Annotated in this window: 10 protein-coding genes; 4 read left to right on the forward strand and 6 right to left on the reverse strand. The window is 40.9% G+C overall.

Annotated elements, in window-relative coordinates:
- Position 1: 1 nt before the first annotated feature.
- The 5 genes from pheT to SANK73390_RS16955 form a co-directional block, all read right to left on the reverse strand.
- Positions 2-2,389 carry a phenylalanine--tRNA ligase subunit beta gene (pheT, locus tag SANK73390_RS16935; RefSeq protein ID WP_462767555.1) on the reverse strand — a complete coding sequence of 796 codons (2,388 nt, stop codon included), beginning with the start codon at positions 2,387-2,389 and terminating at the stop codon, positions 2-4.
- Positions 2,390-2,402: 13 nt separating this feature from the next.
- On the reverse strand, positions 2,403-3,383 hold the full coding sequence (gene pheS / locus SANK73390_RS16940; RefSeq protein WP_462767614.1) for a phenylalanine--tRNA ligase subunit alpha: 981 nt from the start codon (positions 3,381-3,383) through the stop codon (positions 2,403-2,405).
- Between the two features lie 178 nt (positions 3,384-3,561).
- Entirely contained in the window at positions 3,562-4,269 is a 708-nt protein-coding gene (gene hda / locus SANK73390_RS16945; protein ID WP_462767557.1) for a DnaA inactivator Hda, read from the reverse strand.
- A gap of 2 nt (positions 4,270-4,271) precedes the next feature.
- A complete protein-coding gene (locus SANK73390_RS16950; RefSeq protein ID WP_462767559.1) occupies positions 4,272-5,327 on the reverse strand; it encodes a DUF2066 domain-containing protein in 1,056 nt (351 codons plus the stop codon).
- Positions 5,328-5,405: 78 nt separating this feature from the next.
- Positions 5,406-6,596, reverse strand: a complete 1,191-nt coding sequence (locus tag SANK73390_RS16955) for a GGDEF domain-containing protein (RefSeq protein ID WP_462767561.1) — start codon at positions 6,594-6,596, stop codon at positions 5,406-5,408.
- A 258-nt stretch (positions 6,597-6,854) separates the two neighbouring features.
- Between SANK73390_RS16955 and SANK73390_RS16960 the strand changes: the two genes are divergently transcribed.
- The 4 genes from SANK73390_RS16960 (at position 6,855) to gloA (ending at position 11,525) form a co-directional block, all read left to right on the forward strand.
- Complete coding sequence (locus tag SANK73390_RS16960) at positions 6,855-8,357, forward strand: ethylbenzene dehydrogenase-related protein (protein WP_462767563.1); 1,503 nt, start codon at positions 6,855-6,857, stop codon at positions 8,355-8,357.
- Entirely contained in the window at positions 8,354-9,028 is a 675-nt protein-coding gene (locus SANK73390_RS16965) for an Lcl C-terminal domain-containing protein (RefSeq protein ID WP_261625822.1), read from the forward strand. Before SANK73390_RS16960 ends, SANK73390_RS16965 begins: the two co-directional genes overlap by 4 nt.
- Positions 9,029-9,043: 15 nt before the next feature.
- Positions 9,044-11,002, forward strand: coding sequence for a pre-peptidase C-terminal domain-containing protein (locus tag SANK73390_RS16970; protein ID WP_462767565.1), 1,959 nt, complete (start codon positions 9,044-9,046; stop codon positions 11,000-11,002).
- A gap of 82 nt (positions 11,003-11,084) precedes the next feature.
- Complete coding sequence (gene gloA, locus SANK73390_RS16975; RefSeq protein WP_462767567.1) at positions 11,085-11,525, forward strand: lactoylglutathione lyase; 441 nt, start codon at positions 11,085-11,087, stop codon at positions 11,523-11,525.
- Positions 11,526-11,544: 19 nt separating this feature from the next.
- On the opposite strand, the gene SANK73390_RS16980 is transcribed toward gloA, so the two are convergent.
- Positions 11,545-12,336 (reverse strand): type 2 periplasmic-binding domain-containing protein, encoded by a 792-nt coding sequence (locus SANK73390_RS16980; RefSeq protein WP_462767569.1) that lies wholly within the window; start codon positions 12,334-12,336, stop codon positions 11,545-11,547.
- Positions 12,337-12,339: the final 3 nt, after the last annotated feature.

Raw genomic sequence — 12,339 nt, forward strand, 5'->3', positions numbered from 1 at the left:
TCTAGTCCCTCAACGATGCATTAAATTGTTTGGCCAATTCGGCCACCACGTTGTCTACAACTTGATTGATGTCTTTCTCTTCGAGTGTTCTATCAACCGCTTGTAGTGTCAGAGCAATCGCCAAACTCTTAAAGTTTGGCTCAATACCTTTGCCCTTATACACATCGAATAAGTTTAGGTCAACTAATTGATTTCCGCCAACTTTCTCAATGCTTTCTAAAATATCGCCTATTTTTACGTCATCTGCAACTAAAATAGCAATATCTCTGCGATTTGATGGAAATTTAGACACATTTACCGCTTCTGGAAGCTTGCGAGTACTTAATGCATCCACTTCAACTTCAAATACATAGGCCGTACTGTTCAAACCTAGAGACTTTTGTAATTGTGGATGAACTGCGCCAATAAAGCCAACTTTTACATCATCAAAATATATAGCTGCTGATTGACCTGGATGCAAGCCATCATTTTCCTGCGCTTTAAAGCTAAAACGTGAACGATCATTTGTTAAAGCTAATAACGCCTCTACATCCCCTTTAATATCAAAAAAGTCAGCGGGGCGAGATGCAATAGACCAATGCTCATTATGAGTATTACCATAGACAATACCACCTAAAACAGCAACTTGTGCAACACCATTTTCTGCCGAGTCATCAGATAAGAACTTTAAACCTTGCTCAAATAAACGAATACGTGGTTGCTGGCGATTTTGGTTGTAAACAACGGCATTGATTAATCCCGTCATCAAACTTACTCGCATTGCTGACATTTCAACCGAAATTGGATGAGGCAATACTAATGCATCAGACTGTGGATGAAGTAACTGCTGCGCTTTAGGGTCAACAAAGCTATATGTGATAGCCTCTTGGTAACCACGCGCTACTAGCTCGTTACGCAAGCGGGCAACAGGTACATTCGCCTCAGCATGATGGGTCATTTTTAACGCAGCTTTAGGTGCTACATTGGGGATGTTGTTATAACCAAACACCCGTGCAACTTCTTCAATCAAGTCTTCTTCGATACTGATATCAAAACGATAACTAGGCACTGTTGCTTGCCAAACATCATTTTCAAAACTGACTTGTAAGCCAAGGCGCGCTAAAATATCGCTCACCTTATCATCAGCAATAGGGTGGCCTATCACTCTATCTAAACGCTCTCGGCGTAACGTTACAGATTTTTCTTTTGGTAAATCAGCTTCTGACACAGCTTCAACAACAGGGCCTGCCTGACCGCCTACAATCTCCAATAATAATGCTGTCGCTCTGTGCATAGCATCGTGTTGAAGTGTATAGTCCACGCCACGTTCGTAGCGGTGAGACGCATCGGTATGCAGTCCGTAACTACGCGCTTGACCAGCAATCGCAAGCGGTGCAAAAAAGGCACTTTCTAATAAAATATCTTTGGTGCCTGCTTTTACGCCAGATGCTTCACCACCAAAAATCCCCGCCATCGCCAACGCTTTATTGTCATCAGCTATAAGCAATGTAGACGAGTTTAACTTAGCGGTATTACCATCGAGCAAGACTAACTCTTCTTGCTCGTTCGCGTTGCGAACTTTAATACCACCATCAATCGCAGCTAAATCAAAAGCATGCATTGGGTGACCAAGCTCTAACAATACGTAGTTGGTAACGTCAACGACAGGGTCAATAGAGCGCACACCCGAGCGACGTAGCTTTTCAACCATCCAAAGTGGTGTCGTTGCATCAAGGTTAATACCCTTGATGATTCTGCCTAGGTAGCGCGGGCACGATGCACTATTAACAAGCTCTATGGCTATTTTGTCGTCAATGCTCGGCGGCACTGGCTCAATATTTATGGCACAAACGTCAAGTGAATTTAAAACGCCTACTTCACGTGCTAAACCTTTAATGCCTAAACAATCACTGCGGTTAGCCGTTAAATCCACATCAATAGTAACGTCATCTAAAGAAAAGTATTCACGGATACACTGCCCAACAGGTGCATCAGTAGGTAATTCTAAGATACCATCAGAACTTTCTGCCATACCAAGCTCTTCAAACGCACACAGCATACCGTGAGATGGTTGACCTCGTAACTTGGCTTTTTTAATTTTAAAGTCACCTGGTAATACAGCCCCCACTTTCGCAACTGCTACTTTTAAGCCTGCGCGACAATTTGCTGCGCCACAGACAATATCCAACAGCTCGTCTTCGCCAACATTAATTTTAGTTACACGTAACTTATCAGCGTCAGGGTGTTGAGCACATTCAACGACTTCCCCTATCACTACCCCAGTAAAATCACCTGCAACAGCATCTAAACCATCCACCTCTAAACCAGCCATAGAAAGCTGTTCAGATAGAGTCTCAGTATCAATGGCTGGATTAACCCACTCTCTTAACCACTTTTCACTAAATTTCATATTTACATCACTCTTATCTGAATTGGTTTAGGAATTTTAAATCGTTTTCAAAAAATGCACGTAAGTCATTAACGCCATAACGCAACATGGTTAGACGCTCTACCCCCATACCAAAGGCAAAGCCCGTATACTTTTCAGGGTCAATACCCACTGAGCGCAATACATTTGGGTGTACCATGCCACAACCCAATACTTCTAACCACTTACCATTTTTGCCTTTTACGTCGACTTCTGCAGAAGGTTCAGTAAATGGGAAGTACGAGGGACGAAAACGAATTTCCATATCTTCTTCAAAGAAGTTGCGTAAAAAGTCGTGCAAAATACCTTTTAGCTCAGTAAAGCTGACGTCTGTATCGACCATTAAGCCTTCAACCTGATGGAACATTGGCGTATGTGTTTGGTCATAGTCATTACGATAAACACGCCCTGGTGAAATAATGCGCAGTGGTGGCTGCTCAGCTTCCATTGTACGAATTTGCACGCCACTGGTTTGTGTGCGCAATACCAATTTAGGATTGAAGTAAAAGGTATCGTGATCTGCACGCGCTGGATGGTGCTCAGGAATATTTAAAGCGTCAAAGTTATGAAAGTCATCTTCAACTTCAGGGCCCGACTTTACAGCAAATCCTAGCTCTTTAAAAAATGACTCTATACGCTCAATAGTACGAGTTACTGGGTGTAAGCCACCTACAGGAATAGTGCGTCCAGGTAAAGTCACATCAATTGTTTCTGCTGCTAACTTCTTCTCAAGGGCTTGCTGGGTTAATAACTCACGCTTTTCGTTGATGGCATCTTGTACTTTGGCCTTTGCTTGGTTTATCACGGCACCCGCATCTTTGCGCTCTTCTGGCGCTAATTTGCCAAGGGTTTTTAATAATCCTGTGATCTCACCTTTTTTACCAAGGTAATTAACTCGGACATCCTCAAGGTGCGCAATTTCGCTCGCCTGTGCAACGGCTTCTAACGCTTGCGCTAAAATATTCTCTAAGTTCATTCTATACCTGATTTTTATGAAGGTAATTTGCTGTGTATTAATCGCTAATGATAACTGAAAGCAAGGCCTAGATTCTAGCCCTAACTTAGCTGAGTTTGCTGTTGGAAGTGAATATTTGTAAAAACTTGGCGCTTTGCGGCGAATTACTCTCATAATAAGCCGCTTTTCACTTAATTTATTACAAATTAAGTGTCGTTTTGATAAATGGAATAGTGAGCTTTCTTTGTGCTGCCATTGATGCATGGTCCAACTTATCTAAAACATCAAGTAACGCACGCATATCGCGACTTAAACGCGTTAGCAAAAATCGAGCGCATTCATCTGATAACTCTAATCCACGCATATTAGCCCGCTTTACAAGTGCTTCTGCTTTATCATCATCGCTCATAGAGCGTATCTGAAAAGTCGTTCCCCAAGCTAAACGCGACTCAAGGTCCGGTAAATTAATGTTCAGCATACTTGGCAACAAGTCAGCTGTCACGACAAGGCATTTGTTTGGCTCGCTAAAGCGGTTAAAAAAATTGAACAGTGCTTTTTCCCATTGATCAACACCCGCAACTAAATGCACATCATCAATGCACACCACATCCAGTGACTCAAGCCCATCTAATACTGCTGGTCCAAAATCAATTACTTCACGTAGGCTCAATAAAATAGTCGAAAGCCCCATTTCCTGCGCGTGTATACAAGTTGCATAAAGCAAATGTGACTTACCCGAATCAGCTAATCCGCATAAGTAAGTGTATTGAAAAGCCTGCGACATATTCTTTAGAGACACTTTTAAGTGATTAACTTCAAGCGATTGTGCTCCCCCAAAGTAAGACGCAAATGTTTCATCGTCTGGCAGTGTGACAGGCAAAGCCATTTGTAAAGGTTCATTACTCATTTCTATTCGCCTACCCAGCTATATCTAAGGTTAGTTGCATTGGCAATTTGATAAAAAGCATGTGGGTCAACGTATACGCTAAATGCTTGCTCTAAATTTAACGACTTAACTAAATCATCAAGGGTAGAGCCATGCTTGATTTGAAAACGCACTTTATCGCCAGAGCGATAAGTTACATCCACATCCTCCACCGTACTCATGCTTACTAGCTGTCGCTTTGCTAATTCAATAGAACTGAAAGAGTTTAAGTTATCTACCATTAAAGTGGTGGTCTGTAGGGCCGTTAATTGATTTGGGTCAATCGCATAATTTTGTGCTAAAGCGGAAGAAAAATCGTTTATCATCGAGATCAGCGTTTGTTGTTTATCACCCACCAACTTATTTACTTCAAACATTTGCGCATCTGTATAACGCCATTCTAACTGCCACCTGCTACTGCTAGGTTGCTGAAACATCCGAGCCGTTATCACCCGTTCTGCATTATAGCGTTGAGATGCAGACTCCACCGGCTTAGAAAAGTTTCCCCACACTTCAGCTACACTGACCTTCGCTAAGTCGTCTAAGTCTAATAAAGGCACAATCACGGGCACCCCCCACTCAGCTGCGGTATCATAAATCAACCTTTCTAATTGTGGGTAACTATCTTGGGTTACAAACTCTCGGCGAAAATTATCTTCAATCACTAACCAAATTGCTATGAGAGGTCTACGATTACCCCACAATGGTAATTGCGCATCACGCACGAGCTCTTCAACTTTACTAGGCTCAAATCTCACTCTAATTTTTGTAGAGCCATCTGCTACCTCAAGATACTCATATTTGTGCATGTAGTCTGAAATTGAGCGCATGGCTTGTTTTATTAACGCAGAGTCTGTCTCCTCATGGCGTCCAGTGAGTTTTTTAATCACATTATACAATGCTTGCTGGCTCGCTGTTACCCGGGTAGCCCGACTTTTATCAGTTACGTAAAGCTCACTTTGGTAAAGATCTGTAACCTCTACGGCTGCGCTTTGAAACGACCATATCCAACAAAAAACAAATAATATTCTCAATGCCATAACTTAAGATAAATAAACCTTTATAAGATGATCCTAAAGCAAAGATGACCTAAAGCAAAGTTTTATAACGTGCTCATGTTATTTTGATACAGAAAAAGAAATTTGCTTTTTGCCATTATTTTTAGCCTTGTAAAGCGCATCATCTGCTTGATGCAAAATACCTTCGGCGCTGAATATCTGCGCGTAATTACCAGCCACGCCGATACTACAACCACATTGAACTTGTTTGGATTCTGCCACCTCTATAGGCGCGCAGATTTTATCAAGTAGCCTCTGACAAACCTGCTTTAACACACCAAAGTGAAGCGGCTCTGTCATCAATACAACAAACTCATCTCCGCCCAAACGCGACACTAAGTCGTAACTTCTCACCTCTTTGGTTAATCTTTGTGCCACTGTTTGCAACACAACATCGCCCGCGTGATGTCCATAAGTATCATTAATTGGTTTAAAGTCATCTAAATCGATATAAAGCACATAAACCTCAAGCGCTATACGTTTAGATTTTGATGATAAGCGAGACAACTCTTTGAATAAATATTTTCGGTTTGCCAAGCCTGTCAAGTTGTCATGTAAAGATTCATACTCAAGCTGATGTTGCAACTGTTCTCGCTTAGTAACTTCTAAACGCACTTCTTCTAAACTTTTTTGTAACTCTTGCGTACGCTCCTGAACCCGCTGCTCCAATTCTTTTTGATAAACTTGTAGAGCTTCATTTGCCTCTAGTAATGCTCGCTGATTGTTAAAAGCATCTAGTGCCGACGAAATAACGTGACTAATGGTATAAAGCACATCCACTATCACACCCGAGTATTCTTGCTCGTTACGGTAGGACTGGATGATAAATGCTCCTAAAAATGAACTGCGATTTGCAAGCGGAAAGCATAACCATTGCTTTGGCATTGTACCTAAAACTTGAATACTCCCTTTTTCAATAAGCGCTTTAATATCTTGTTCAGTAAAGTTACAAATTTTGCGTTGATTTACAGCATAACCAGTCAACGTATTTTCAACCTTTTTAATATCAATATCGCCTAAATCTTCTTCGCGTATGTTGTCCATCACATCATGAAAATATGGAAAACTCAGCACGCCATCATTACTGCCAAATAACACCACATAAAAATTATCTGCATAAGTTACTTTTTGCAAAATACAGTGGATATCAAGCAAGAATCGTTGAATAGAGTTGCTGGTATTTAGACAGGCAACGATGTCAGTCACACTATCAATAACGTTATCTTTCGCTATTTTCTGTACAGTCATCATTACTCTCTCATTAATACTAATTTGATTAAAACAGTGCCCATTTTAGCGAGCTAACTGACTCATTAACTTCGCTAAAAATGACTCATGCAGAATAACTACATACGTATATCAACCATATAAATGAGTATAGGTTAGGATCTTATATTCGCTAAATATGCACCAGAATTAACAACAGAATAGATATCTTGTCATCTTTACTTCACACAAAGTAAATAGCATGTAAAATAAATTAACTTTTATCTTACTTTTGAGGCTTTTGTGCGACGTTTTATCTTTATTATTTTGCACTATGTGGTAATCCTCAGTATCACTGCAAGCTTGTTATCAGGTTTGCGTATTGCAACTTTAAATAAACCTTACTTACTACAATTTTCTGCTGTGTTACCTAATGGCCAAGTGCACACATTACATCTAATCAGTGGGATTACGATACTAGTGCTTGTTTGTTACTACATTTATTTTAGACGTCGTTATAAAAAAGTAACGGTACAATCTAACTATCATAAATTCATCACTTACTTAGGCTATTTGAGTATAGGCAGCAGTGTTTTAAGTGGCAGTTTGTTATTACTCGATTGGCTGCCACAACAATTTGTACCTGTTCACTATTATAGTGCCTTAGTGATGCTTATATATTTGCTTTTACATAGTTGGGTTTATATTTTACAGCTTGGCCACAAAGTTCTGAAAAAAGTTTTTTATATACCTCTGCGATTTATACCATATCAATTAACTGTCGCACTAACACTTGTGGCTTGTGCATTATTTTATTATATGCAGTCTCTTACTCACACTTTAAATATTACGCCCATTTCATCTAATGTATTAATGGAAATCGATGGTATTGGCAATGAACCGCAATGGCAAAAAGCAGCATCATTGTTAGTGGATACACACCATGGTGCTAATTTTTACAACGGTTATACGCCAGTACAGATAAAAGCACTTAGCAATCATAAAGAAACATTTTTTTTATTTCGCTGGGCAGACCCAACCCAAAGCTTAAGTCATTTGCCTCTTATAAAAACTCACTCAGGTTGGAAAGTAAAAGAAAATGGATTTTATCACTTTGATGAACAAAGTTACTATGAAGATAAATTTGCAGTGATGTTATCTGATAGCTGTCAATTTGGCGCTGATGGCACCATTCATTTAGGTAAACAGCCTTTTACGCACCACCCCAGTAACTGGCATGGTAAAGGGTATCACGCCAGTCTAGATGGAAGGGTACGAGATTTGTGGCATTGGAAAGCAGTACGTACTAACGATATGGTGCTGGCAGATGATAACTTTTTTGGCCCTCTAGCTCTGCCACTCAATGGCCAACGCCGTTACAAAGCGGGCTATTTAATTGATAGTAAAGAAAGCGGTGCTTATGTCATGAATTGGCAGTGGTACTCTTCGCAAATGATAATACCAAAGCGTTTACCTAAAGAAAAATCAAATACCTCAGAACCTGTACTTGACTGGTTTGCCAGCACTCCCTATCAAGTATCATTGGATACTTACCCAGTTGATGCACAATTGAGCTCTGTACTCTACCGCTCTAATCGCTTTGAAGGAGATAGGGCAGATGTAAGAGCAAAAGGCCAATGGCAAGCAGGTTATTGGACATTAGAACTTGTTAGGCAAAATCAGACTCACTCCGCTCATGATATAGCGCTTAATAATGGAACCTGTATCTGGGTCTCCGCTTTCGATAGCAGCCAAATTGCGCATTCTCGTCACCAACGAGCGATTAAATTGAGGTATTCGCTGTGATTACACGCGCAATCATATCCGTGCTATTAGTTGCAGTACTATTATATCTAAATGTTAACTATGGTGGCCATAAAGAAATCGTCCCTCAGCATCACCAGCGCTTTACCAAAATAACAGCACAAGGGAGACAATTAACACCCTGGCAAGGCCCTTGGTCCTGCGTACTTGATAATCAACTCAGTCTATTATGGGAAGTTAAAACTGATGATGAATCTATACATGATGGCTACTGGACCTACTCTTGGTATGACCAAAATAAAGGCCACCCGAACTTTGGCGACTGTTACTTTGAAACAGCACGCTGCGATACACAGGATCTTATCAATCGCACCAACACACTTTCCTTATGTGGTCAAACTAATTGGCGACTACCGACAGAATCCGAGTTAGCCAGCTTACTACAAAGCCCATCAAGACCTGGGCATGTTTATATTGCCCATGATTACTTCATAAACATTCAAAAAGGAGATTATTGGAGTAGTGATGCCAATACAACACTGTCACAACATTATGAACACCTTAAATTCGGAGCTAAAGCAGTTAATTTTCATAAGGGTAGTGTAATTGCTTTACCTTATAGAAATGCCGCTTTTGTGATCTTAGTGAGTGATATTACTCAAACGCACCCTCTTTCACAGTTAAGCAGTCGTGATACCCCACTCAAACAATAAAATAGGATCAAGGATATGATAATACGTATCATGAGTATCGCTGTCGCTATAACGCTTGGAACAAGCGCTCATGCAGGTAGCCAGTTCCATCGGCTAATTTGGGACCATAACCCTGCATCACAGGCCACGATTGGCTTTTCTCCATCTGGGGGCAGTAATCATCATATAAAATATGGTACTTCTACAGATGAACAAACTTGGGATACACATAATGTAGATGCCTCCCACAACTTTGACGGTAACTTATCAAGCCACTTTGTAACATTAAAGAATTTGACTGCTAACTCAGCCGTTTATTACCAAGTATGCGATACTCAAGGGTGTTCAGAACGTTTTTGGTTTAAAACCGCGCCAGCTGATAGTCAACCATTTACAGCCATCGCTGGAGGTGACACTCGAACTGGTTGGACCACCCGACGTAAAGGGAACCAACTTATTGCCAAAATCCGTCCACTATTCATCATGCATGGTGGTGACTATACGAACGCCAACTCAGCGTCTGAAATGAAAGAATACTTACAGGATTGGCAGCTCACTTTCTCTAACGATACTATTGATGGCATTAATTACAAGCGGATTTATCCATTTGTAGCCACACATGGCAATCATGAAGATGACAACTATAAAACTCTTTGCCAAGTGTTTGGCGTAGACTACAACCAAGATGGCCAGTGCACCAGTTCAGATACATATGGAGCATTTAATGTGGGCACTTTGCTACGAGTTTATACACTAAACAGTCAGTATAAAAACAGTGGCTGGTCAAGTTATGCTACTGTGATGAATAACTGGTTAAAGCAAGACGTTAGCACAAAAGGCAATACAGCCAAATGGCGTGGTGCGCAATACCACAAACCAATGTACCCGCACTATTCAGGTAAATCTGATAACACTATTTTGCATAGTTGGTGGGCGGATCTCTTCTATGATAATGCAATGAACCTTGTGGTTGAATCCGATACCCATATAAATAAGATCACTCAGGCACTAAAGCCTAGTCCAAACGGATTTAACGCAACAACTTCAGGTGGCACCGTGTACGTTGGAGAAGGAAGTTGGGGGGCTCCCGCTCGCTCTGCCAATGATCCAAAAAGCTGGACCATAGACTTAGCAAGTATTCAGCAATTTAAAGTGCTTTCTGTTAGTGAAGATAGTTTACTAGTACGCACCGCACAATTTGACACTTCAGCACAAACATTAACAAGAGCACAAAGAGAGGCTGAGCCATTGGCACTCCCTGAAGACATCAACTGGTGGCATGCAAGTGAGGTAGGTCCGCTACTGACATTAATACAAGCTAGCAATAAACTCAGCATGATAGACAATGATGGCTCAGTTGAACCACCCGAACCAATTGTATTGCAAAATAATGAGGCCCTCGAAAACATAGGTGCCAGCAAAGATAGTGAAATCAATTATGTACTAGATGTTCCCGCTGATGCTACTAACCTATCTTTTACAACATCAGGTGGCTCTGGGGATGCTGACATGTACGTTAAATTTGCAGCGCTTGCGACAACAGCAAATTATGATTGTCGCCCGTATGAAGATGGTAACAATGAGCTCTGCCCTTTTAATCCCCCTCAAACGGGTAAGTACTATGTAATGCTACGAGCCTATAACACATTTTCAGCGCTTACTTTACGGGCAAGTTTCAACATTGGTACAGCGCCAGGTAATCAGCAGCAGTGGCAAAATCTAAGCGCCGATAAAGGCAACTGGCTTTACTACACTTTCGATGTGCCCTCCTCAGCAAACAGCTTAATGATCAATACGAGTCAAGGTATTGGTGATGCAGACTTGTATGTAAGGTTCGCGCAAAAACCAACGCGCTCAGACTATGATTGTCGTCCTTACAAAGAAGGTAATAATGAACAATGTAATATCGCTCGCCCCCAGCAAGGCACTTGGTATTTAGGCGTTCGAGCATATAGCAACTATTCAGGAGTTTTGCTCAACGCACAGTCAAAATAACTGCCAAAAAAGTACACGACCCCTTGTTTATTCGAGTAAAAGGCCATAGTTCTTAAGCTCATAGTTAATAAGGGGCATTTGCATGGACTTTTTACATACTATGGTGCGTGTTAAAGATTTAGACGCATCATTAAACTTTTATTGTAACTTACTCGGTTTAATCGAGGTCAAGCGCTACGATAGCGAAAAAGGCCGCTTTTCTTTAATTTACTTGGCTGCACCGGGTCAATTGGAGCAAGCAAAAGCGTCTTTCAAACCTACCATTGAGCTCACTTATAATTGGGACTCTGAAGAGTATACTGGCGGCAGAAACTTTGGCCATTTAGCATTTTCGGTAGATGATATTTATGCGACTTGTCAAAAATTACACCAAGCAGGTGTTATCATTAACCGCCCTCCACGATGTGGCCATATGGCATTTGTAAAATCACCTGACGGCATCTCTATTGAACTATTACAAAAAGGTGAGCCATTAACCCCAACAGAGCCTTGGGTATCTATGGAGAACATCGGCACTTGGTAACTAGGCGCACAAAGTACTGTTAGCGCTTAATTTCAAGGTCTTTTTCTGTAATATGATATTGTGCGAGTAGCTGCTGAAGTTCTTGCACAAAAGCAGGCACCTTCATTACCTCATTTATGCTTTTAATTACATCTCTCATTTGTTTAGTTGCAACAATTGCTCTGCTATACGACTCATGTGGCAACTCAGAAAAATAAACATCCTTTTGCCAATACTCATGTTGTGCAACAAAAAAATTAACCGTTGCTCGACTTATAACCGCAACGTCTAAACGCTGCTTTACTATCATTTCCAGTAGCTGCAGCTCAGAGCCAGTCTCAACCAATGTTGCCTTTTCTATTCTGATCACTGGAGCAACTTGAAAATAATGGTATCCTCTTACGCCACCTACCGCTTTATTATATAAAGATACTTGCCCTTTGAACTCAAAGGGCGTTTTAACATGCGAAACAAACTCATCTCGATCATTCATAAATGGAACCGACCATGCAAATTTCTTTTGTTGACGATCTCTAAACCACACAGGGTTAACCCCCATAATTAAACCATCTAGAGAGTTTTGCTCTATGTCTCTGTTAAGGCGTCGGCGAGGCATATATTCTAATTTAAATAAAAAACCCTGCTGATACTTATTAAGTAAAGTAGTCAAGTCGAAATATAGTCCTACCTCCTCCTCTGAGTCGATAATATAAGGCGGCTTTAAATGGTAGGCATAGATACTCACTGCCTGTTTAGCAAAAGACACCTCACTGACAAATATTAAACAACTGAAAATAATCACCAACACAGGACGATTAGACAATAACTTCATGAA

Source organism: Pseudoalteromonas sp. SANK 73390 (assembly GCF_054966645.1).

Bases quoted from the DNA above. Each gene is read 5' to 3' on its own strand.
- pheT (WP_462767555.1), bottom strand. From the start codon at position 2,389: ATGAAATTTAGTGAAAAGTGGTTAAGAGAGTGGGTTAATCCAGCCATT.
- pheS (WP_462767614.1), bottom strand. From the start codon at position 3,383: ATGAACTTAGAGAATATTTTAGCGCAAGCGTTAGAAGCCGTTGCACAG.
- hda (WP_462767557.1), bottom strand. From the start codon at position 4,269: ATGAGTAATGAACCTTTACAAATGGCTTTGCCTGTCACACTGCCAGAC.
- SANK73390_RS16950 (WP_462767559.1), bottom strand. From the start codon at position 5,327: ATGGCATTGAGAATATTATTTGTTTTTTGTTGGATATGGTCGTTTCAA.
- SANK73390_RS16955 (WP_462767561.1), bottom strand. From the start codon at position 6,596: ATGATGACTGTACAGAAAATAGCGAAAGATAACGTTATTGATAGTGTG.
- SANK73390_RS16970 (WP_462767565.1), top strand. From the start codon at position 9,044: ATGATAATACGTATCATGAGTATCGCTGTCGCTATAACGCTTGGAACA.
- gloA (WP_462767567.1), top strand. From the start codon at position 11,085: ATGGACTTTTTACATACTATGGTGCGTGTTAAAGATTTAGACGCATCA.
- SANK73390_RS16980 (WP_462767569.1), bottom strand. From the start codon at position 12,336: ATGAAGTTATTGTCTAATCGTCCTGTGTTGGTGATTATTTTCAGTTGT.